The sequence below is a fragment of the Methanosarcina sp. 2.H.T.1A.6 genome (assembly GCF_000979455.1).
GTDB lineage: Archaea > Halobacteriota > Methanosarcinia > Methanosarcinales > Methanosarcinaceae > Methanosarcina.
Map to the genome: position 1 here is coordinate 16,371 of NZ_JJOY01000048.1, position 23,806 is coordinate 40,176.

Consider the following 23,806-nt stretch of genomic DNA (forward strand, 5'->3'; position numbering starts at 1 on the left):
TTTTTACTTATTTGTTCTCTTTAAGGTAAGCAAGTACTTCTGCATTGTCATATACCAGTGCATATTCCGGAGCTTCGAAGCTGTTGAAGAATTCTACTGGTAATGGCTTGATTATGTTTATTCCGTATCTATTCGGGTCATTTATGGATATTGGTTCCCCCAGGGATGATCTTCTCAGCAATACCATACGATCGCCGCTTATTTCTCTCGACTCGATCTGGTTTGTATTGAAGTATGTTGCGTTATTTGCATCATATCCCTGATCCCTGTAAAAAAGACAGCTGTCATAGGGAGCATCCATCAGAATGTTTCCTGAGTACACGGCAGATAATGTTTTCACAGGCTGGATTTCAATGTTCTTGAACTGGTTTCTTACGGTTGTCTCTTTTCCTACAAGAGGATTGTCTTTATTAATACCTGGTGTGGTAACCATTACGAATGAGAAGAACAACACTATGATGAAAATTGCAGAAATTTTTGCTTTTTTAGAGTTAAACAGGCTTGTTAGCTTCAATATATATGAGGCAGCTACCAGGACCAGAAATACTGCTATTAGCGGGAACCACCTGCTTGTAAGGAAATTTCTCATACCCAGTAAAGGAATTCCGTAAGCAAAGCTATACAGAATTACAACAACCAGAGCAATTGAGAACTTATCTCTTTTTTCGGCGTCCCTGCGGGAAAACCATGTCAGAACTCCTCCTATTGCAAAGAAAGGCAGGGCAAGGTAGCTTATGTGAAGTATCAGTACTTCCAGTGAGTCCGGATTGGTTGCAGTCCCCACGATAAGTTCCTCACTTGAGTAGCTGGATCCAACCTGAAGTACTTCCATGAGAGGTTTGAAGATCATCTCAAAAAAGGAGGTCTCCGGAGTGACATATGTAAACATCCAGTAGGTTTGCAGGCTAATCACAAAAAATAGGAGGTAATTAAAACTGGCTGCTGCAGTGGGTAAACTCTCATACAGGAGGTTGTGCAGGTATTTCCCTAATAAAATTGAAACTAAAGACAGAAAAACCACAAAAGTAGTTAACTGGTGGGTCAGCACCATCAGAACCGTAGCCAGGAGAAGAAGTCCTGTCTGCACCAGGCCCGGCTTTTCGCTAAAGATTGCATACAGGATAATTATAAAGTAGCAAAGAACCAGGGAACCCGGGGTTATATTTGTAATCCCGCTGACAATATTGTGATTATTCAAGTTTATTAATAAAGCTGCAAGCAAGCCCATCTGAGGGCCTTCGAGTTTCTTTCCTATAAGGTAAATCCCTGCCGTACTGAAAATATTGGCAAATCCTATAGAATAAAAGAATCCGTCCTTGATATCCAGTCCGCCCATAAGCTGGGTTATCGAGACAAAAATGTGGGCAAGAGGATAATATAAATATTTACTGCTGATCTCAATAGGGGGAATAGCCCCTGTTTCAGTAATCAGTTTTGCCATACCTGCATGAAAATAAGCGTCATAGCCCATGAGACTTGGGAAATTATAATAGATTCCGGCTCTTATAAGGATTGAAAGAAGGAATATCTGTAGTAATATTGAAGTTACCCTGTCTCCTTCTCTTACATACAGGATTTCCGAAGCTATGATTCCTGCGAGTATGCATATCAGTATGAAATAAGATATGGGCCTGTAATACAGGTTCATGCTATATACGAGCACACTTATCAGAAATACGAGATAAAAGGAAAGGTTGAGTACATTCTTTAACCTGTCTTTTCCTGAGGAAATGGGGGACTCACTTTTAAATTTTTTTCTAAATATATAATAGATTAAGCAGGCAGAAAACACAGCAATTCCGATATCCTTCTGGTTTAAATTGATCAGGTAATATAACGAAACAATAAACACGCCTAAATTGAATCCCATTACACTGAGAATCGTGTCAAGATTTCCAGTAAATCTCTCTTTATACCTTTTTATAGTTTCCATACAACCCTCAACATAACAACTTTCTTTAGGATTATATAGTTTCCCGATGAAGCATTTTTCTTTTATAAGAAGAAGCATGAAACCCCAGGGTTTTAGCCTGGGGATAGTTCACAAATCCAAACTATCCTTTTTATCGGACTGTAATTTCTTTTAACCTTTCCTTTAAGCCTTGATATCTGTTTTTCTCCATTCTCTTCTAAACGAATTCTATTTTTTTAGTTGATATCTCTTTTACTTTTTTTTAAATTTCAGCATTGTCCTTAATGCCTTATTCTTTTTCCCACCAGTTACATATCTGAGCCCTGGGGACACTCCTACTCCTTTTAAAGAGTCAGTTTCATGAGTGAATTCAGATAGATTGCTTCACCCGGCTGCAGCTTCATATCTCAATCATTTTTTCTTCCCTGTATGACCGGATTGCAGCCAGTGCCACTTCCAGAGCATGTTTTCCTTCTTCTCCCGAGGGCATCGGGCAGGTTCCATCCTTTGCACAGCAGATAAAATGGGAGAGTTCTTTTTGCAGAGGTTCGGCTTTTTCTACCCTGGCTTTCTGGATCCAGCCATCGTCGTGGAGCTCCACACTTTGATCAAGATAGTCCAGATATGCAACACCCTTCAGACCAACAGCCGTTAGCTTCCGGATTTTGTGGGGGGTAAGCCAGTTTGTCTCCACAAGCCCTGAGTATGCATGGTTCAGGCGGAGATGAATTGTCGCATGATCTTCAAAGGAATGAATGTCTGATCCTGCTACGGCATATACCTGGTTTATCTTCATTCCGTAGATACAGGAGATTATATCTATGTCATGTACCCCAATATCCAGGATTACCCCCACATCCCTTATCCTGGGATTGTAAGGCCCGACTCTTCTGGTTGAAACTGAGACGATTTTTCCCAGAGTCCCTGAGTCAACGATTTCTTTTAATTTCAGGACCGCAGGATTAAACCTTTCTATGTGTCCTACCATCAGGTGCCTGTCCATCTCTTCAGCAGATTCGATCATTGCAGCTGCATTTTCCACACTGTCTGCAATAGGCTTTTCTACAAGCACGTCTGCCCCGGCTTCAAGTGCATCAAGCACTATGGGGCAATGAAGGGTAGTAGGAGCTGCGATACTTATTGCGTCAAGCTTTTTTTTCTCAAACATTTTTTTATGGTCTGCAAAAGGCAGTGTATTATATCTTGCTGCAAGCTCTTTTACCCTTGAAGTATTGGGATCGGAAATCCCTATCAGTTTAACGTCTTCCATTTCACTATAGATCCTGACATGGTTCTCCCCCATGTAACCGGTTCCAACCACTCCTACGCGTATCAATTCTTTTACCCCCCACAATAACTTTATCAGGCGCTTTTGATCCCGATTTGTTTGATCTCCTGCAAAAAAAGCAGGATATTTTACATAGGTAGTATAGTATCAGTAAATAAGATCAACTCTATCGGTAAATAAGACCAATTCGTACAAAGAAAGACCTTGAGTTCTTACTGCTTTTTCAGATCGGCTTCAATTCGGTTTTTCCGTCTTGTTCCTTTCATTGTATGGAAGCCTTCCAGAATACAGGTAAGTTAAATCTCAAACTCTTTTTCCCCAATTGACGGTATATGCTTTCACCATTATGCCGTCTCCCTTTAAATTAATAAATATTCTTAGAATATAAGTTTTAGCCTTAGACGAATATTTTTCATCAGTATACGCTGGCTACTTGCATATATTGAACTCATCTGCCTTATTTTTTAAAGCCTATTGGCACTTTTCATATTTTGCTTGAATCCCTCTGAACTAAAGAATCCCCTAATTACTTTATGCGCTCTCAAGGCATGGATATACAGGGGCGTTTTTTATACCACTTTACTCTATATTCCCGCGATAGTTCCTTTCCCCATTCACCTGATGGTTAAATAAGCTCTCTGTGAATGTATTATTTTCAGTAACGGCTGCTGCCTGAAGTCCAGGGGGTTTTCCGGTGTTTATTTTTTCCCCTTTTTTCTTCCAGCAATAGCCACATCATTTTTCTCAATGTACTTTGCCTTTTTTGGTATTTTTTTTCTCTTGCCCGTTCGCACAGGCCTGTTAAGTTCTTTCATGCCCCGGTTCCCAAGAGTCATACTATGACATGTAACTGGGTCAGGGCATACAACTAAGGTTTACTATCCTGAATTTTAACTAATTTATCTATAATTTTTTCCCGGTTGCGGTGCCTTCATAATATTTAACTCTGGAGTAGCACATGTACATTTTTGCAGAATATAACGGCTTTTCCATTTGCTGTAGGAGCGTAAACTATAATCCAAATTCTACATACTCATATATTTTGTGATGTATAAATGGGCTTCATGATTCTGTTTTCTTCCTAAAATCCAAAGTTCTATCTTGTATTTTTTAATTTTTCCTTTTTTTATTTTTCGGACCCATTATGCCGCTAAAACGCGTTTTTTGTGAGAAAATTCTGTATTTTATGTTAGTAGAATCTACCAAACCTGGGCTATATACTATAACTCACTATTCAATAAAGGAAGCATCCTTGTAAGTTATTAATTTTTTAACAGATTATTTTCAGTCGCATGTTAACTTTATATATATTCTTTCTCAAATATCTTTTAAATGATAGCCTTTAATATTTTTGCATTTATACACATACAGGGGGTTATAGTATAATCTATATTCATAGGGGGTGGAGAGGGTTTGTATTCAGCCCTTACACTTTGTTTTAATTCTCTAATTTCCGATCCCATCAGTATAGTTTCATCGCCATCTCAACTTTCCGATAGGCCTCTTAGGCATGAGTTTACGGTCTTGATTCCAGCTCAAAACGAGGAGGCCTCCATAGGAAGCAAGGTCCTGCTTGCGGCGAGTTATGCAGACCGCGTACTTGTGCTTGACAAAGGTTCTACTGACCGAACTATGGAAGTGGCAGCTCTGGGAGGGGCAAGAGTCGTCCCCCTGGCCGGAGGAGAGGAAGCATTGCTCAAAGTCCTTTATAGGGCATCCCTTGATTCAGAGCTTGTGGTTCTTATCTATCCTGATTGCATGCAGGATATAGATCTGCTGTCTCATGTTCTTGAGCCGCTCAGGCAGGGATTTGACCTGTCTGTAGGTTCCTGGCCCTGTCGGGTTTCCTGTGAACAGGAGACAGTCATGCTTCTGAACGGGAAAAGCACCTTCAAAGAAAAAATAGGCTTTTTTGCCTTAACCTCAAGATCGCTTCAGAATATTAGCTCAGGCAAAGAGCATATATCTTTGAAATCTCTGCTTTCTGCTGCGAAAACTGAAAAACTTAAGGTTAACTACCTGAGCTTTGACGTTGATCCTGCATTTCGGAAGCTTGAGAGCACCCGTATCGGAGTTGTAGTACCTGCCTATAATGAAGAACTGCTTATCGGCGAAACCCTGGGAGGGATTCCAGAGTATGTGGATCGGATTTATGTTATTGATGACTGTAGTACTGACCGGACCGGAGAAATTGTAAAAAAGTTCGGAGATCCGAGAATCGTTTATCTGCGCCACGAAGTAAACAAAGGCGTCGGAGCAGGAATAATTAACGGGTACAAGCTTGCTCTAAAAGATGAAATGGATATTGTAGCAGTTATGGCTGGGGATAACCAGATGGATCCTACCCAGCTTCCGAGATTGATCTTTCCGATTATCGAGGGATGGGCTGATTATACAAAGGGTAACCGGCTTCTCTCCGACAATTTTATGACCGGGATGAGCAGGTGGAGGTCTTTTGGAAACCTTCTGCTGAGTTTCCTTACTAAAATAGGGAGTGGATACTGGCATATCATGGATCCGCAGAACGGGTATACAGCCATTTCCAGGCAGGCCCTTGAGGTTATCGATCTGGATTCTGTTTATCCTTACTACGGCTACTGTAATGACTTGCTGATCAAGCTTAACGCCTTTGGAATGAGGGTCATGGATGTAGTAATCCCTGCCCGTTATGGCAGAGAGAAGTCATCCATAAAGTACAGCAAGTATATCCGTAAGATTTCACCCATGCTTTTCAGGGGCTTTCTCTGGAGGCTAAGGATCAAATATACGGTTCTGGATTTCCATCCTCTGGTTCTGTTTTACTTCCTTGGGATGCTTGCCCTGCCTGTGAGTGTCCTCTTTGGTATCTGGGGACTTTTGCAGATATTGCTTCAAAACCCTCTACCGTCCTATTACCCACTGCTTGGTTTCCTCGTACTGGGTACTGGACTTCAGATGCTTCTGTTCGGAATGCTCTTTGATATGCAGGTTGAAAAGAAAAGGAATGAAAGGGTAGGACTTGCTCGCTGAGGTCCGGAAGTTTTCCTTCCGGGCTTTTTCTTTTAATGTATTTTTTCTTGCAAAAACAATAAGAGCCCGCTTGTTTAATTCGGGCTCTTTAATCTGATTCTTTTTTAATCCGGATTTTCTAGTCAGAGCCATTTTGATTCAGTCTTTTTTTTATCCAGATTCCAGTAAAAATAACAATTATTCCTATTCCCATAATTTCTGCAATGTAAGTCTGGGAAAATTCAGGTTTGAATGAGCCCTCAAGCATTTTTATTAAGTATTCAAAGCCTGTATAATCAATAGAATCTCTCGGGAAACTCCATCCAAGCAGGGGCCATAAAAAAGTTTGAGGCCGCTCCCACATCTGGTCTTCGAGGATATGGAAAAACGAACCCAAAGCAAGGGTAAATATTCTGGTATCCCTTCTTTTTTGATAAAGGTAGATACCGGCAAGAACAAGAAGGCAGCTGAACAACAGGGTATGACCTATCATACGCCCGTTTGCAAAGGTCGATGCGAATATTACTTTTCCTATTGGTTTATCTATCAGGTCAGGTAAAAGGGCTCCAATAGCAAGATACCTTAAATCTATTACGGATTTTAAGCGAGGAATAAGTCGCCGAAGGCCGATAAATACCCCCAGTGTTATTCCCAGATGTCCGAAGAGAAGCATCGAAGGTTATAACGGCTCTTCATTTATATCTAAATATTGCCTGTGCTTTATATACTCTAATCTTTGCTTAATCTCAGATTGTATTATTCGCCTGTATACTCTATAGTAAGTTTAGGTCTCTGAGCTTTGTTTTGCCACTCTGAACTGTATAAAGCAATATAGTTATTATCTTCCAGTCTGGCTTTTATAAGGAAACCAGTATTTTCATATTTCCCGCTGGTATATTCCTGCACAAGCTCTGTTACGTCCAGTTCATAATACCTGTCGTCCGGAAGGGTACTGCCCTTAATAGTTATTGTTGCATATGGTGTGCTGCCCTGAGATACACCTTTTTTATCGTACCAGTCACCTCCCGGATTCTGCCAGAAAGTTCCTGTTTCTCTTGCTTCCCAGGTAACATGTTCCTCACACCATTTTTCCGGTCTGTATACTTCCAGAATAGTATCTTCCGGCCTGGATTCGTCAGGGTAATACCAGAACAAAGAGAGGGTTGCCTTTTCAATACTATCTGTTTGACCCAGCTGGTTCAATTCAAACAGTATGATATCCCTGTATTTTCCGCCCTCTGCTCTTTCACCCACATCCATATATTCGGTTTCCCTAAATGTCGTGTTAGGAGACTCTTCTTTCAGCCTGTTGTCTGAGACAACCGAAGGTAAGGCGATTTTTATGTTTTCGTCCTCTGATTCTCCCGAAGTGAACCCCAAAAAGATATTTTTCACAAACCGTACCATTTTTGAGATCGCCCTTTTAATATCTGATCCAAGACCTTCTTCCTGTCCCATATCGATGCCATTCTCATCTATCTCATAAGGCATTTCCTGTGGTCCTACTTTCATAGCGTCTGCACAGGGCAGGTTTTGCACTGAAGACCCATTTTTTTCCAGCTGTTCTATAAGTGCAGGGTCGGCTTGTACGTCCGATGTAGAGCTGGTATACATATAGTCCCCGCCTGCGTTATTTGATAGACAGTTTTTTTGAAGGGCGAATGAGTGGGTATTTTCCAATTTATTATAAAATGCGTAACCTTCTCCGGCTGCAGGGCTTGATTTTGTATTTATTATTATATTGTTCCGCGCAATGGTTGTATAACCTGTACCCGTGGATGTAAACTCTTCATCTACCTCTTTATGGGCAATTGCCGCCCCGTAGCATCCATCGAATAAGTTGTTTTCTATCAGGGTATCATAAAAACCATTGAGGACGATACCTCCTGCCCAGTCGGCACCGGGGTTAATACCAGTTTTGTAAAATTTATTGTTGTGAATGTATATATTTTTTGCAGAGTCTTTTGAATATGTGGACCCATAACCTGTAATCCAGATTCCTGCGGTATTTGTTTCATATAGCAAGTTGTTGTAGATTTCTATATCATTCATTACTGTTGACGAACCCGCCTTCTGGATTTCAATTCCAGCTCCACCTTCCCCCTCTGAATTGATAATGTTGTTATAGAATTTAACCTGATTTCCATTATATACCCTGAGACCGCTGTTTGTTCTGCACGTTATTTTGTTGTTCCATGCTTTTACATTTGAAGAATATATAATATAAAGAGCGTCATGCCCGAGTTTATATATTGTATTGTTGTAAAACTGAATATTGGAACCTTTCACAACTTTCAGCCCATCTCCGTGGCTGTCATGCATATACATGTCATAAACCTGAATATTTTTGCAGTTGAGGAAGTGGATCAGGTTGTAGTACCCCTTTCCCCTGCCTTTTTCTTTATTTCCGTCATGATTGCCGTCAATTTCAAAACCTCTTATAGTAATATTCTGGTTTCCCGAGCTATCGATCTGGGTAATCAGGGGCTTATCCAATGGCCAGTCTGCTTTATCTTCAAGTTTTATCACAGCTGTAGAATCCCCTTCCAGGATCGAGTTGCTTCCAATGAAAATACTACCCGAGATAACGTATGTGTTAGGGCCTTTCAAATGAACGGTCGTAAGCTCCGGATGTTCTGCAACGTATTCTAGAGCTTTATTGATCTCTACCTGGTCATCGGTCCCATCGCAGTTGAAATCTCCGCTTCCGTCGGTATTTACATAAACCGTCATTTCGGAAGGAGCAGTTGAGAGGGCAATAGTTACACTTGCGACCAGAGTAATAAGAAGTAAAATCAGGATTCCTTTTTTCTTTTTTTCTCCCTGTCTATATATCCACTGAGTTTCGTTCATTTTGTACCCCCAATACATTAACTATAACTCTCTAAGCTTAAAAAAAGTTATCTGTTGATGTCTGCAAAAAACTTTACAGGAAAGATTTGAATCCTTTTCATAGTCTGGTGTCCATAGAGCTTGATTGTTTAATGAAGCACCTTCCAGTCTCTTCAAAATTATTGGGATATAATATCTGGAAGTCGTGAATCTTTGAGGTTAGTAGAAAAGCCTGTTCTGAACCTTGTCTTATATCTTCACCGCAGAAAGTTAAAGTTCCAGAGCACTTTATTTTCGTTTTTACCTTTTCTGATGTGACTGGTCAGGATTCAATCGTCAGGTGTGATAAAGATCTAGATTTATAAGCATTCACGTTAGGCTTACATGGATCCGGGGCAGATTTAACTCTAAAAGTTAAAAGCAAACCCCTGAAAGTTTAAGTTAAAATCTTCTTCCAGGGGGTGGATAAATTAATCTTTTTTAATTAGGGACGCACCTGAGAAAGCATTAAATCTGAATTTTAAAGCAGAATAGAAGGAAGGTCTTCAGGAGCATTCTGAACATCCTCCATTCAGGCGAAAATATCTGATGCCACCAGGCCACATATCCGGGCATTACCCCTGACTTTGATGCTTCTTCAGTGTTTCCGTACCTTCCTATATTGATCCGTTTTCCATTGTCTTCGGGTTCATTTGAGTAGTCTGAGGAGGAATAACCTGCATCAATGCACGGAGAGCTTTCAATATCCTTTATCCATGTTTCCCCATCCCATCTGCCGCCTGTCGATCTAAGATGGTAATCATTTTCTTTCTGATTTGTGAAAAGGGGGTTTAAATAAATATCACTTGTTGATGTTGCGTTTCTATAGTCTCCTGCAACATTATTGTAAAAGCAGTTGTTTTCCAGTACAAGGCTATGGGTTTCGGGGAGGTAATTGACAACACCAAATCCTGTTCCGCTTGACTCGCTCTTGCGACGTTCCGTATTTGTAATTATGTTATTACGGACAATGGTCGTGTATCCCTTACCTTTAGGTGAGATGTCTATGGTGCGGTCTGTAGGGTACATCAGGACGATAGCAGCATGATATGTGCCGTCAAACACGTTATTCTCAATAAGGGTATTGTTAAACCCGCTGGTTACAATACCTCCTACCCAATCAATACTTGGGTTCGTGCCTGTGCTGTAGAATGTATTGTGATGAATATGGACACTCTGCGCTTCTTTCAGAGGGTAGCTACCATAGCCCAACAGCCAGATGCCAGGTCCGTAAGTGTTGTGGATGGTATTGTTATATATTTCTATATCATCCATGACGGCTGCAGATTTCTGGACCTGAATACCCGGACCACCTGCGCTCCAGTGATAAAAGGAATCAATAGTATTGTCATGGAATTTTACATGATTTGAGTCCCATACTCTAAGCCCGCTGTTAGTCCTGCAAGTTATCGTATTATTCCAGGCTTCCAGATATTGAGACTGGATCCCGTAAAGACCGTCGTGACCGAGCTTATATATTTTATTGTTGTAAAACTGAATATTGGAACTGTTTTCAACTTTCAATCCATCTCCATGACTGTCATGCATATACATATCATGAACCTGAATGTTTGTTGAGTTCATGAAATGGATAAGATTGTAGTATCCAGCGCCTTTCTTTTTATCTGTATTGGCGTCGTGATTTCCGTTTATCTCAAAACCCTTTATAGTAATATCCTGGTTTCCCTTTCTATCTCTCTGCGTAATCAGGGGCTTGGCAACTGGCCAGTTTGCTTTGTCTTTAAGTTTTATCACAGCTGTGGGGTCCCCTTCCAGAACGGTATTGTTCCCGACCAGAATACTGTCTGAGATAACGTATGTGTTAGGGCCTTTCAAATGAACGGTTGTAAACTCCTGGTGTTCTGCGACGTATGCGAGGGCTTGATTGATCTCTACCTGGTCGTCAGTCCCATTACAGTTAAAGGTCCCACTCCCGTCTCCAGCCACATAAACTGTCATGCCTGATGGCGTGATCGAAAGGGCGGTTGTTACCATTACAATCAAGAACATGAAGACTGCAATGTAAAAACCCGTTTTTTTTCTGTTTCCCCATCTGTTTATAAGATCTTTTCCGTTCATTTTTTATCCCTGCACCCTGAGATATAATTCCTCCAAACTTGAATAAAATTTATCGCTGGAAGGTACTGTCACTGGAGTTTTTTTAAAAAACCTGATGTCATCAGTGATCTCACGGGTTTAATCTTCACAACAGTTAAAAATAATTCTTTGCACGCTATCGGCTTTTCTCGAATCCATATGAGCTCTAACATAAAGATACTAATCATTGATTGCGGCAGTGTACAAAAAGCTTATGTGCTTAAAGTTATTCACATTGTTGGGGGGTATGTATTGAATAGACAACGTCTTATGAATCAGAATAGCTCTATTTATATAATCCGATTTGAAAACAAATTTATGTACAGTTAGCTGATTTAAATTTTTAACAGCAACACACGAGTACTTTTTGAAATATATGTACTATTAAATTATTTATTTGCTCTGAGGGGAGTTAATATGTTCGATAAAACTTTATTCCTACTTCTGTATGAAATTGTCTACTCATTTTTTTCTAACCTGCAGACATTCCATCAGATCTCAATGAAATTCATATGAAAAGAAGATCAAAGGAAAAACTTTCCGCAGTTTTTAGCCTGAAAATTCTCCCTTATGACTAAAATAAGTTGGAAGAACTCAAAGGTCTGGGTTACGGAGGTCTTTTTGTCATCTCCGCACTTCCCGCCTTTCAGAGGTCTCTTCCTGAAGTTAGGGCTGTTAAGCTACAGCTTTCTCTTCTATATTCAGTATTGGGCGCTGGTTTTCATCTTCGATTTCGCTGCTGTAGAATGCTACGTAATCCGCATTTTCGGTACGGGTTTTAATCAGGAACCCTGTGTTTTCGTACTCGCCGCTGACGTACTCTTTTACGAGATCAGTTACGTTCAGCTCATAGTACCTGTTGTCCGGTATATCGGTTCCGTTCAGGGTTATCGTAGCGTACGGTGCGTCTCCCTGAGAGACATTATTCATGTCTAACCAGTCTCCTCCGGGTTGTGTCCAGAGCACACCATTATCCCTGCTGTTCCAGGTCACATTTTCAGGATTCCAGGTTGCAGCGGGTCTGTATATCTCTACAACCGCATCTTCTGGTCTTTCCCGTCTGTCAGGATAATACCAGTAGAGGGAAAGGGTTGCATTGCTAATATTTTCAGCATCGTTGTAGTCACTCAGGTCAAACAGGAGCAGATCTCTGTACTTTCCTACTCCAGGCCTGCCTCCTATGTCAATATACGCTTTTTCCTGGTAGACGGTGTCAGGAGAAGCTTCCCTGAGACGGTTGTCTATAACAATGCTTGTTGCATTTTCCTCAGGTAATGATACGGTATCAGTTCCAACTACCTGTTCAGGAGCGGTCTCTGTTACAGCAATTTCATTAGCTGTTGTCTGATTATTGGTCGTTGCAACTTCGGTTTCTTTTGTCTCTGTTACAGCGGTTTCATTAGCTGTTGTCTGGGCATCTGTTCCAGATGTTGGATTTTCAGCTGTTGTACTCTGTGAGCCTGACGCCTTGCCAATAGAGCCGTATCCATACCCTTTCGCTACCCAATTATCAACGCTGTGATCGGATGGTCCTAATATGTTTGTGCCTGAGCCTACCTCAACGTAAGGAGACACATTCCACATAACGTTATCACGAACGCTAATCGACCCTTTTGCATTCCAATTTCCAATGCCTGCACTGCTGCTTGATCCTTTGTAATCATGCATAATGTTGTGATGGACATCCACATTTGTCAGTGTATTTTCCAGCTCAACGCAGCACCATCCGGACCCTGCACTACCTGTGAAGGTATTATGATCCACTTCAATATTTGCACAGTTGTCTACCCTGACACCTGTGTTGGTCTGAACCTCAACGTAACAGTTATACATTCTGGAATCCTTAGTGCCGGACAAAAATGACACACCATCGTGTCCAGAGGACGTTATTCTGCAATTATATACCTCTATTCCAGAACTTTTACCGATTCTGACACCATCACCATACAGATAGCGATTGAATAAAATGTCATGTACTTTACTGTTAGTTACAGAGGTAAATTTTATGCAGTTACGGTAGTCTCCATGACCTCCATCTCCAGGTCCGGTTGCTGTACTCTGGAATTGAAGATTAGATACTTCAACGTTAGAAACACCTGATCCGTATACATACGCAGGTGATCCCGCGGAGTTACAAACTGAGCCAGTAGCAAAGATTATTGTACTGTCGCCCGCGCCTTTTAGTACTACATTAGATTTCAAAATTATAGGTGCACTTATCTTATAAGTGCCAGCACTAAGGAGAACATATCCCGGGTTACTTGATGTTGCTCCTGATGCTACGGAATTTATTGCATTATTAATTGCAGTCTGGGCATCTGATCCAGACGTTGCATTTACAGTTATCGTATTCTGTGCGCCTAACGCAGCGGGTACGGTTGTTAAAATAAGGCATGTTACTAGGAATAGGGTTCCTATCTGTCTTTTTAGCATCGTATCACCTTTGGGTTGGATTTGGAATTTGAGCAATATCAAAAAATTTGTAGGGTCATTGTATATTTTTTCCCAAAGCACATACGGCCGTTAAACTAAGATATGTTTTCAGGAATAGGGTTTCCTGTTTCATTTTTAGCATCGTATCGCCTCTGATTGGATTTAGAATTTGAGTAAACTCAAAAAACTATTAAGCAGTTATATATTTCTCCAACAGTTGATACGGTTGTTAAAATAAGACATATTGTCAGGAATAGGGTTCCTTGATTCATTTTTAGCATCGTATCGCCTCTGATTGGATTTAGAATTTGAGTAAACTCAAAAAATCCAGGATAATCGTATACTTTTTCCCAGATATTTCTCAAAATTCCATATTACGTATTCGTAATGTTTTTCCGAACTATCTAATTAGACCGAGTTTATCTCAAATATCTAATTATGTCGGGTCTATGCGGTAATTCAAAAATTCTAATTACGTCTTCGTAATATTTTTGAACCTTTTCAATTCGGTTCTCTGCGTTTTTGTGGGGCGGACACGTTGCAGAGGATTTTCCACTCTTCATTTTCACTGTTATGAGTGGCTATTTTTTTGGAGGTGGCCGGACACGAGAAGCTCTGGTTCTGGATTTTTATTCAAAGTTTGTATAACGACAGGATATTTCTCCTTTTAGGACAATATTTCCTGTTCTTATCAACCATAGCTTTTAGCCCGGTCAACTCATCTGCGAAACTTTTGTTTACTTATGTAATGTTGAGTTGACTTTGAAGTTTATGTGATTCTCATATATAACCTTTCCGTTACTTATTTAACTATCTTTGGATAGTCCGCGAGACATTTTATATTCTTGTACGCACCTCTTTATAAGTAAAAGCAGTTTCTGATATACAAAGTTACATAGATTTTCAGGACATAACTTATACTATTAATTCATATAGTAGCTTGCACATTGTGTTTTTCTATATTTATATACTTTTAAGGTGCACATCGATGTCTCTTTACAGCCCGCGAGGAACACTTTTTTCTAATTAACACTGTTTATTTTCTACTGAATTATTTGACAGCAGAGGTTGGGCTAAATTATATACAGTTTTTTCACTTTTTTCTTCTGTCAAAATAAAATGTGATTCTAATACCATTAATTTTCACCCGGGTTGGATCTCTAAAACGCCTGTTTTCTGCCAGTCTCATACGCGGAGATCCATACATCGTATATTATTTTTGCTTTGATAATCCATTCTTTATACTGTTCCCATTGTCACTGCGTGCAGTAAAAATCTTTTTATTAGAAATTCTTCAATAACTCTTTAAATAGAATGAGGGGTACTGAAATATAACTAATTCTAAAAGTGAATCCCTCTACTCCCCTTATCTATTATATGTTCTTTATCGAGTTTCTCTAATTAAGTCTGTATCTCTTATCAAACTGACCTTTCTACTGCTCTACTCAACCATATTTCTAAAGATCCCAAATCAAGATTATATTGATGCTTACATAATCATTTCTCGTAACTGAAAATCCCTTTTAAAAATTGTGAGAGCATCTGCTAAAAGTAGTAATGTTTTTTCTGGAATTTTCATCAACCGCAGAATCCATCACAGAAGGTGCGATCCGCACAATAATACTTTTTCTCTCCACGGCAATATAACTAATATTCAGGAGTCTGGAAGGCATTCTTTTTAGAGCCTTCCTTTTTCTCAAAGAGGCTCTGTTCTATTCAGTAATCTAAATATTTTAACAGTGATTTCGTTTTTTCAATTGGTTTACAACTCAAAAGTCGCTTTAGGTTTTCGCGGTTCCAATAACAGTTCTGAGTTCTACACCTTCAGGTATCATTCCGAAAAACCCGTTTGAAGCCTAATACCATTAGTTTTGAAGCCTAATACCATTAGTTTTGATCTGGAATTTTTTAGCCGTATTATCCGAAGGGATCGAAACCTGAAAAGTCTATACAGGGCAATTTATCTGATTTTCACTTTATATAATTAGTTAAAATAAGTCTCAGCTTCATGGAATTATTCCTATTTCTACCCTCAGACCGGGAGCAGAATTTTTTCCCAAGCACCTTTTCCATAAAACCAGCTTTCTTGCCGCCAGCCTTTTTATATCCAGTACTTAATATTATTTTATCATAGCTTTGTCTATGGAAAATTTCTCTAAAAAATATCATCCGAAAAAAGACTTCGATTTATTTGATTTCTTGGAAATCTGTACTTCGTTTTTCCAGGCAAATAATTGAACTGATGATTTTTGTTGCTTTGCTTAAAGCCCCACTCCCTCGACGAAGGGCAACTCAGACTATCTATGGTAAACATGCCATATTTATACTTATCACATCGGTATAAGTTATTTATTTTGTTTTCGCCGTTACCGTATTTTTTTTTTAATTCAGTAAATCTTGGCTCCTTTCTTTCTTATGATATCTCACAAAATCTTTTATACTCTTAAGGTGTTCGTTTAAATGGGGAGGCTTTCTAAGCCATTGGGGAATGCATAGTTGCTAATTCCCATTCTTAGTGAAACTTCCAGTCCAGTTTCACGATATATGCAAATACGCTCTTAGTGAGGAGGGGATTTCATGAACGGTAGTCTTTCGGTTACAGTAGATCTTGAAGATTGGTATCATATTCCTTCTGTCTGCAGTTCTCCGTTTTCGGTTTACAGGAATGTAGATGAATTCTTCAAGACGTGGAACGGCAGATATGATTTCTTGAGTGAGCCCACAAAAAGGGTGCTGGATATTCTTGATGAGTTCAACATAAATGCTACTTTTTTTGTAGTTGCAGATACCATTGAACACTACCCTGGATTGGTAGAGTCAATTGTAGATAGGGGGCATGAGCTAGCCTGCCACGGGCTGAATCATGCCTGTAAAATCGACCCTGATACAAAAAAACAGTTAATGAGTGTGGAGGAGTTTGAGCAAAGGACCCTGGTTGCAAAGAAAATGCTCGAAAAAATCAGCGGCGAAAAGTTGGTCGGCTACAGGGCACCAAACGCCCTGGTAAGTGGGTGGATGGTTGATTCCCTCGAAAAACTGGGATTTAAGTATGATTCATCTGTTTCAGTAAATTCCTTTTACAACAAAACTGATTCAGCCCTTAATACAGTTTCATCCTTCCCCTATTATCCGGAGGAGAGCGAACTTGAAGCAGGTAGTGACCGGAACTTTATTGAGTTTCCATGGGCTTATTGTCAACATGGATTAAAGTTCCCTGCATCAGGCGGCCCTATGCTTCGATTCCTGGGTTCATCATTCATTCTGGACGGGCTTACGCAGAGTCTTAAAAGAGGGCACACCATTTTCTATTTCCATCCACTGGATATCTCCTGTACCAGATTCCCTTCTCTTGGAAATAAGAGGCCCTTTTACTGGTGCATAAAAGGGAAGCTTGTTGAACAGAGGGTCCGGCATATCCTGAGTAAACTGAGCGAAGTTGATGTAATGTGCTTGAGGGATTATTCAGGAGTATCATGTGTTTGAAAGGGAACTTCCTTCTGCTCAAAGCAGAATGACCAGGCAGAGTTTGCCGTTTTCTGCTCTCTGAATATATCTATATTCTGAATATTTCATCATACAAAGGTACATAGCCAGGAAGTATAAAGGTGTCAGGATTCGTAAGGAAACCGAATTCCTGTCCCTTAAAATCTAATTTTCGGGCTCTGGCTTTCTGGATTTGCAGTCCGTCACTTATCTGTTTCAAGTAACGGAATGTCCATACTGTTCGAAAAGTCTGCCATAAAACAAAAGGATCTTCGGAGCTTCGATAGGTATACAGCTGGTGAACTTCCCGCTAAATCTAAAGATTTAACGGGTTTCCTAATTCATAGACTACCTTCTAGATTCTCTAAAGGCGTTAATTCTGGCATTCCCTGCCCTACTATGTCCCGCTCCGTCGCTTGTTTCGGCTTTACATGGTTACAAGCTATAGACTATGTATTTTTTTATGACCTGATGAGCCTGAAGGTTAACATCTATTGAATTGGCCACCTGGTTCTTGTAACCATTGCTTAATATTATATTGGCTTCGATGTATGTCAAGTCAAAGAATAACGAAACGAATATTGTAGAAGTTGACTCTTATATCCCCCAGGCTAAAGAGGCTGTCCGACAATTCAATTTCAGAGCAAAAACATGTAAAAAATAAGACGTATAAAGCCTTTAAATCGATAAAGAACAAATTCGGTTATTACTGGTAGTAATTGTAGGGCTGCCTGTAAAGACCTGGGGTTTTTCTGCTTCTTTTTATAAAAGCCCGAAAGTCTTTAATTCTTGAGGATTTTTATTTTATGAGGACATTAATTTTCTTGAGGAGCAGTATCTCAACCTGCGCATCGGGCACAACAATTAATTATTTGTTGAGCGATTGGGTATACGAAACATAAAAAGGAGAACAAAGTAAACGAAGTATTTATATAGAAGGAAATTTTGAGCATGGAAGTTTACCTGCCGCGGGCTACCTGTGAAAGCAGACTCTATGGGAGTAGAGGTGCTGTCTCAGGAAAGTTCTTATATAAAGGTGCGGAAACTGGACTCTGTAACTTTCCGGAAGGACGGGGGACATATTGTCTAAACTCAACAATAAAATCTTAAATCTGATTCCAGCGGTTTCTCTGTTACTACTTGTTTACAGCCTCTTTGTTCTCAGGGAAATCCAGCCTGAAGGATATGCAGTTAATATCTATGAACAGCTTCCTTTCCATTTTTATCTGATCCTGCTCTTATGTTACCTTTCTGCCTGCTTTCTGCTTCTTGCATATCGAAAGATTAGTGCAGTCTTCACACTTCTACTTGTTCATATTATCGTATTGATAATCCCGTATATGCTTGGTTACGCTTCAGTAGGCAGGGGAGATGAATTCTCATACCTGATTCTGGCAGGAAATACAGGAGCTTTCGTTTCCTCAGGACTTTGTGTCTTTTCAGATCTCTCCCCTACCGGTCCTCTCCTGGTCTCAGCTCTGGCTCTGACCTCAGGAATGAATGCACGGGCACTATCATACTTTTTACCGATTTTATTTTCGATTATATTTATTGCCGGTATGTTTCTGTTCTACCGGGGCTTTATGAGCCGGGAAAAGCTGGTATCGGTAACTTTTCTCTGCTCGGTCATTCCATACTTCGGGCATTTCCAGGTATCAACGGTCCCCTACTACCTTACTTTCTGTCTTGTTCCTATCTATCTTCTTTTGCTGTGGAATGCAATCTCCGATAAAAACAGGGCAGCGGGAGTAGTTTGTTTGCTCTTTATGATACCTTTGCTTCCGTTAGCTCATCCTTTTATCTTCATGTACCTGGTATGTTTCTCTCTGCTGCTTGCTTTTGCAGGTAAAGTCATGCAGTCAGGGCTCCTTAAAAAAATCCTTAGTCTTAAAAGCCTTGCTCGAGATCCCCTTTCCAGCTCTTCAGGAAAAATAGTTCCTCTATTTGTCCTCCTGTCATTTATTTCGGGCGGTTTCTTGCTCTGCGCAAAGTACGCTTCAGGGTTTTTTGATATTTTCCTCCCGGCTCTTGCCTTGCGTATCAATTCTCTTGCTGCTGCGGGCTTTGCTACAATTCCAAGCATGGAACCAGGGATTTTCGAGTTCATACACCTTTTCAATCTCTATTACGGCAAGTACTATATCCCGTTAATTTTTGTTGTAATCAATACAGTAATCGTATGGCAGAATCGCAAACGCTTTTGTCACCACTTTGTCCGCAGATACCCCCGCTTTTTATTCCTGTATATAACTGCGTTCTTCCTTGAGCTTGGCTTTCTTTTAAACCCCTTCATCCCTTACCCACCAGATAGATTTGCAAACTTAAGTTTCATCATCTTTGCTCAGATCCCGCTTCTGGGGTACTCTCTCTATATTGTCCTTCTAAGGAAGGGGTATACAACCGGCCTTAGCGCTACAATCCTGGTTCTGGGTCTTCTCTGGACTTTAGGGTTTTTCAGCTGTTTCAGTTCCCCGTATGCCGGCGGAATCTCGGAAGCTATCACACAAAATGAGGTGGAAGGAATGCAGTGGTTAGTCGGATCAAAAGCAGCAGACCCGTATATTATGTCTTCTGGAGAAAAAGTGGGGTATACCTTTTCAGGAAATTCTACCGACAGTCCGGGACAATATGATTCATTTCCCGAGGTTTTTACCATATCCGGGTCAGCCCCTGCAAACCGTCCCACGGATGTAAAGTCTTTGAATAATCCCGCCACGTTTGGACCTTTTTACCTCGTAGTAACAACTTTCTCAGAGGCTCTGAACCTGGAAAAATCAGGATCTGATAATCTGGGATATTCTTCAGCAGGAAACAGTTCCGAGACTCAGGACAATAAACCTCTGTACAAGATTTACGACTCTCTTAACATAAAAATCTACAAGCATACTCCTTGAGCTGCTTTTTTCCCTAGTTGCGCCACCCTAGTTGCGCCACCCTAGTTGCGCCACCCGAATTGCGCCTCGGGAGTACGCGGTCCTTTTCGCTGCGCTCAAGAGGACTAATTTTTGGGTTTTAGAAGTGAGCTTTGTTCAAGAGGTCTAATTTATGGATTCTGTCACGTTCGATGCGGGAGAGCGGGCTTTCAGACCACAAAGAAGAGATAAGTCCAAAATAAAAGTGATAGATGATCGATAAAAATTAGAAATCGCAGAAAGACACTGCGATTTTTTCTTACGTGGCTGGTGAGACGGCTTTAGCTCTGTAATGCGCAGAAGAGATTAAAAATATTTCAGCCTTTGATTCTGGAATCTATAAGCCAATTAATCAGATACTACATTTTTTATTAGTCCTGCTCTTTTGCTTTCTCTTTCATTGTTTGAGGGCTGTATTTTTTTCTTCTATTTTTGTCCTGATATAACTGCCCGCAAAAAGGAGAATAATGCCCAATCCTATTATTTCCGGGATAAATGCGCCTGAATACGCCGGATTGTATGAATTACTCAGGATTCTCATGAAGTACTCAATAAAACCTCCGGAAAGCGTATCTTTTGGAAACTCCCATCCCAGAAGCGGCCAGAAAAGGACTTCAGGTGAATTCCATATCTGGTCCTCAAGCAGATGACAGAACGAAGCACCCGCAACAATAAGGGGTATTATCCAGCCTTTTCGGTAGAAGGTGTAACCTGCAACCAGCCCTAACAGGACTCCGAAGAGAAGAGTATGGGCAAAAATTCTCCCGCTTCCTATAGTCTCAGTAAGAATTATCCTGCCAAGGGGTTTGTCTATAAAGTCCGGAAGGAGCGCCCCAAAAGCGATCCATTTAAAGTCTACCGGAATGTTCTTTTTCGAAAATAAACGATTCAGGGAATAGAAGATCCCCAGAGTAATCCCTATATGCCCGAGAATAAACATCAGATTAAAAAAGTTGATTGCGTATAATTATGTTTTGGCCGGCCGGCCTGAAAGGCAGGCCAGCAAAGGGTTCCGACGTTTTACTGATATACAAAATTTTCAGATCTGGCACTCAGATACGAGCTTTTCTACAAGTTCCTGCCGGATCGCAGTTCTTCGGTCTCCGCCGCAGACCATACCCCGGACGCCAATTATGTCGGGCCCTATCCTTTCGAGTACCGGAAGGTCTTCGAATTTCAGGGAACCGGCAATTGCATTTTCAAGCCCGTGTTCATGAGCAAGGTCAGTAAACTCTGTCAGCTCTTTTTCATCCATGAATTCGAAGGTAGATTTCCCATCCTTGATGCCTGTATCTACCATGACCACATCTACTCCAGCCTCTGCGGCAACTGCGGGGAGTAAAATAGGAGAAATCGAATTAATACGTTTGTAGTCCGAATATCCTGAGGCAACAACCTTTTTTGATGGGTCATAGTCTTTTACGGCTCTTGTAATCTTTGTGAGCAGTTCAAGGGCCTGTGCTTCGGTTTGGATATCGTAAAGGCCTACTTTAATATAATCTGCTCCAGATGCTGCTGCTCCCAGAGCAGCAAGGGCAGCAGTTCCGGGTTTGTAGTTGAAATCTCCTATTGTTGCGCTTATCGGCTGCCTGCCGTTTACAACCTCTTTAACATCCCTTATCACCCAGGGGAAATTGGCTCCAAGAGAACCTTCTTTTGGGTTTTTGACATCTACAATGTCTGCGCCGCCTCTGGAAGCTATGATTGCTTCCTCTTTATTTATTGGACTTACAAGCAGTTTCATAAAAAGCCTCTAATTAAGAATGAAGTTAAATCTTCAATGATATATATTGTTTATTTATATACAATCGATCTTATTTTATATTTTTTTATAGGATGATGCAGCTATGTGATAAGTATGTTCCGAGTAATTTTTGTGATGGACATATTTAACCGTAACGTTGTTCTTGCAAAAGGCGGAGTAAGGGAAAATTACCGCCCGGTTTCGGATTCAAGTGTTATATGCAGCAGTTCGGACCCTGTGGATATACTCGAATCTGTGCACCCTCGCGAAGTCTACATTGCAGATCTTAATGTATTGCAGGGGAAAGGTCCCCTCGAGACTAATGCCAGCATTATCCGGGAAGTAAGTTTCAGAGCAGATACAATGCTTGATTTTGGAATCGCTTCTCCTGAAGATGTGGACAAAGCGCTTTCTATCGCCCAAACGGCGGTCATAGGTACAGAGACAGGCACACTTGCAGTGATCAAAGACGCAGCTTTACGATACCCAGGAAGAATAAGTGTCAGCATTGATATTAAAAACGGAAAGCTTCTTAAACAGGACCCCGAGATCCCTCAAGATCCCTTCGAAATCGTAAAGCTGCTTAACGGAATCCCCTTAAAAGACCTTCTCTTCCTCGATCTTGACAGGGTTGGGACGGCTTCTGGCTTTGATTCTGAATTCCTTCGCAAACTGGCTGAAGCCTCTGAGCACAGTGTGCTGCTTGCTGGCGGGGTCAAGGGCATGGACGACCTTTTTGCCCTGGAGAGGCTCGGCGTAAGGGGTGCACTGGTAGCAACTGCAATCCACTCAGGCTCGGTCCCTCCGGAAGTGATGGATTTGGGACTTGAAATGATAAATAAAGGCAATTAATGAATTCCCGGGAAGGATTTATGCCCTGCCTTATGCCTCTGGTATATAAGGCATTGAGTATCTTTATAACCCAATTAGCAGATTTATATCCAGATCATTAGATTTCATCATCAAAACAAAGAGTTTACGAGGTTACAGCATGGCAACAAGAAAGGTAACTGAGGAGAGTATTGAAGAGCCAGTAGAGGAGCGCACAGGAGAAAACAGTGGGGACGGGTACACGGAGATCAAGATGGGGGGAGGCTGGTACATGACCATCTCTCTGGCGCACAGCGACCGGTTTGAAAAGGAATATGTAGAGCTCGCAAAAGAGCGTGGAGGCGTGAAAAAATCCCGCTTCAATCTCAATCCTTCGCATGTCCGGATGCTGGCGGAAGCCCTGATCAAGTTTGCGGATGATAACAAGCTCTAACCGGGCTTTCATTTCATCTCTTTTTCCCTTTTTATTTATATCCAAGGTTTAATTTTTGAATTTAGTTGCCGGGATCAATCTTTGGTTTAATCTCCTGCCTCACTCTTTGATTTTACTTTAAGATTTAATCTTCATGCCCTGTCAATATCCAATTCAATCCCTTTGAACAAACTCGAGAATTTTTTGGACAACTGTTTTTTCCACGTTTTCTGGAGAGCAGGACGCATCAACTACTATAAACCGCTCCGGCTCTTCTGAGGCAAGCCTGAGGAAATTCTCTCTGACTCCATGTAAAAATTCTATCTTTTCGAATTTGGTTTGTTCTCCCCGCTTCCCGCAGCGTTCAACTGCGATTTCAGGTTCAATATCAAAAAGAAAAGTAAGGTCCGGAACAACTGTCCAGCCTTTATGCAGGCCTCTTACCCATTCAAGTGGGTTTTCGATACGGTTTTTAAGAGTTATTCCCTGGTAAGCATAGCGGCTGTCGGAATAACGGTCAGAAATCACGGTTTTCCCGTTCTCAAGTGCAGGCTTTACAAGCTTTGCCAGATGCTCAGCATGGTCAGCTGTAAAAAGGAATAGTTCGGCAAGCTGGTCGGTATCCGACTGGATTGCTTTTTCGACAGCATTTCCAGTAAGGGTATCTCTTGTCGGCTCTCTGGTAAAGACCGGCTCAAAAGCACGAATTTCATGGTTTTCCTGAAGTTTTTTTGCAACCGTACTTTTGCCTGAACCATCAATACCCTCAAGTGTGATCAGTTTACCTCTCATAAGGACCGCCTTTTTAATTTTCTTTCTTTACAGGTTTTCATTC

14 protein-coding genes are annotated in these 23,806 nt (G+C 40.9%); 5 read left to right on the plus strand and 9 right to left on the minus strand.

The annotated features are described in order from the left end of the window. Positions 1 to 7: 7 nt before the first annotated feature. Positions 8 to 1,933 (minus strand): hypothetical protein, encoded by a 1,926-nt coding sequence (locus EO98_RS13945; protein ID WP_048138028.1) that lies wholly within the window; start codon positions 1,931 to 1,933, stop codon positions 8 to 10. Between the two features lie 379 nt (positions 1,934 to 2,312). Further along, positions 2,313 to 3,248, minus strand: a complete 936-nt coding sequence (locus EO98_RS13950) for a UDP-N-acetylglucosamine 3-dehydrogenase (RefSeq protein WP_082098626.1) — start codon at positions 3,246 to 3,248, stop codon at positions 2,313 to 2,315. A gap of 1,476 nt (positions 3,249 to 4,724) precedes the next feature. On the opposite strand from EO98_RS13950, the gene EO98_RS13955 reads away from it, so the two are divergent. Further along, the gene (locus EO98_RS13955; protein WP_235283459.1) at positions 4,725 to 6,209 is read left to right on the plus strand and encodes a glycosyltransferase; all 1,485 of its coding nucleotides are present in this window, start codon (positions 4,725 to 4,727) and stop codon (positions 6,207 to 6,209) included. 118 nt (positions 6,210 to 6,327) lie between these two features. Here EO98_RS13955 and EO98_RS13960 read toward each other — a convergent pair whose 3' ends face one another. From EO98_RS13960 to EO98_RS13975, 4 genes are all read right to left on the minus strand, one after another. Then, positions 6,328 to 6,861: a metal-dependent hydrolase gene (locus tag EO98_RS13960; protein ID WP_048137750.1), complete on the minus strand. Its 534-nt coding sequence runs from the start codon at positions 6,859 to 6,861 to the stop codon at positions 6,328 to 6,330. 83 nt (positions 6,862 to 6,944) lie between these two features. Continuing rightward, entirely contained in the window at positions 6,945 to 9,041 is a 2,097-nt protein-coding gene (locus EO98_RS13965; protein ID WP_048137752.1) for a disaggregatase related repeat-containing protein, read from the minus strand. 486 nt (positions 9,042 to 9,527) lie between these two features. After that, positions 9,528 to 11,138 carry a right-handed parallel beta-helix repeat-containing protein gene (locus EO98_RS13970; RefSeq protein ID WP_048137754.1) on the minus strand — a complete coding sequence of 537 codons (1,611 nt, stop codon included), beginning with the start codon at positions 11,136 to 11,138 and terminating at the stop codon, positions 9,528 to 9,530. A gap of 693 nt (positions 11,139 to 11,831) precedes the next feature. Next, complete coding sequence (locus tag EO98_RS13975; RefSeq protein ID WP_048137756.1) at positions 11,832 to 13,589, minus strand: disaggregatase related repeat-containing protein; 1,758 nt, start codon at positions 13,587 to 13,589, stop codon at positions 11,832 to 11,834. Between the two features lie 2,577 nt (positions 13,590 to 16,166). Here EO98_RS13975 and EO98_RS13985 point away from each other — a divergent pair. Both EO98_RS13985 and EO98_RS13990 read left to right on the plus strand, forming a co-directional pair. Beyond that, a complete protein-coding gene (locus tag EO98_RS13985; protein WP_048137760.1) occupies positions 16,167 to 17,072 on the plus strand; it encodes a polysaccharide deacetylase family protein in 906 nt (301 codons plus the stop codon). Positions 17,073 to 18,154: 1,082 nt separating this feature from the next. Then, entirely contained in the window at positions 18,155 to 19,966 is a 1,812-nt protein-coding gene (locus EO98_RS13990; protein WP_048137761.1) for a hypothetical protein, read from the plus strand. 415 nt (positions 19,967 to 20,381) lie between these two features. On the opposite strand, the gene EO98_RS13995 is transcribed toward EO98_RS13990, so the two are convergent. Beyond that, entirely contained in the window at positions 20,382 to 20,924 is a 543-nt protein-coding gene (locus EO98_RS13995; RefSeq protein ID WP_048137763.1) for a metal-dependent hydrolase, read from the minus strand. Between the two features lie 99 nt (positions 20,925 to 21,023). After that, positions 21,024 to 21,728, minus strand: a complete 705-nt coding sequence (locus EO98_RS14000; RefSeq protein WP_048137766.1) for a (5-formylfuran-3-yl)methyl phosphate synthase — start codon at positions 21,726 to 21,728, stop codon at positions 21,024 to 21,026. Positions 21,729 to 21,842: 114 nt separating this feature from the next. Between EO98_RS14000 and EO98_RS14005 the strand changes: the two genes are divergently transcribed. After that, the gene (locus EO98_RS14005; RefSeq protein ID WP_048137768.1) at positions 21,843 to 22,580 is read left to right on the plus strand and encodes a HisA/HisF-related TIM barrel protein; all 738 of its coding nucleotides are present in this window, start codon (positions 21,843 to 21,845) and stop codon (positions 22,578 to 22,580) included. A 139-nt stretch (positions 22,581 to 22,719) separates the two neighbouring features. Continuing rightward, complete coding sequence (locus EO98_RS14010; protein WP_048137770.1) at positions 22,720 to 22,992, plus strand: hypothetical protein; 273 nt, start codon at positions 22,720 to 22,722, stop codon at positions 22,990 to 22,992. A 153-nt stretch (positions 22,993 to 23,145) separates the two neighbouring features. Here the strand turns inward: EO98_RS14010 and tmk are convergent, their stop codons facing one another. Next, positions 23,146 to 23,763: a dTMP kinase gene (gene tmk / locus EO98_RS14015; protein ID WP_048137772.1), complete on the minus strand. Its 618-nt coding sequence runs from the start codon at positions 23,761 to 23,763 to the stop codon at positions 23,146 to 23,148. Positions 23,764 to 23,806 lie beyond the last annotated feature (43 nt).

Excerpts from the sequence above, each read along its gene's own strand:
- EO98_RS13945 (WP_048138028.1), bottom strand. The coding sequence starts at position 1,933 with ATGGAAACTATAAAAAGGTATAAAGAGAGATTTACTGGAAATCTTGAC.
- EO98_RS13960 (WP_048137750.1), bottom strand. The coding sequence starts at position 6,861 with ATGCTTCTCTTCGGACATCTGGGAATAACACTGGGGGTATTTATCGGC.
- EO98_RS13965 (WP_048137752.1), bottom strand. The coding sequence starts at position 9,041 with ATGAACGAAACTCAGTGGATATATAGACAGGGAGAAAAAAAGAAAAAA.
- EO98_RS13970 (WP_048137754.1), bottom strand. The coding sequence starts at position 11,138 with ATGAACGGAAAAGATCTTATAAACAGATGGGGAAACAGAAAAAAAACG.
- EO98_RS13975 (WP_048137756.1), bottom strand. The coding sequence starts at position 13,589 with ATGCTAAAAAGACAGATAGGAACCCTATTCCTAGTAACATGCCTTATT.
- EO98_RS13985 (WP_048137760.1), top strand. The coding sequence starts at position 16,167 with ATGAACGGTAGTCTTTCGGTTACAGTAGATCTTGAAGATTGGTATCAT.
- EO98_RS13995 (WP_048137763.1), bottom strand. The coding sequence starts at position 20,924 with ATGTTTATTCTCGGGCATATAGGGATTACTCTGGGGATCTTCTATTCC.
- EO98_RS14000 (WP_048137766.1), bottom strand. The coding sequence starts at position 21,728 with ATGAAACTGCTTGTAAGTCCAATAAATAAAGAGGAAGCAATCATAGCT.
- EO98_RS14005 (WP_048137768.1), top strand. The coding sequence starts at position 21,843 with ATGTTCCGAGTAATTTTTGTGATGGACATATTTAACCGTAACGTTGTT.
- EO98_RS14010 (WP_048137770.1), top strand. The coding sequence starts at position 22,720 with ATGGCAACAAGAAAGGTAACTGAGGAGAGTATTGAAGAGCCAGTAGAG.
- tmk (WP_048137772.1), bottom strand. The coding sequence starts at position 23,763 with ATGAGAGGTAAACTGATCACACTTGAGGGTATTGATGGTTCAGGCAAA.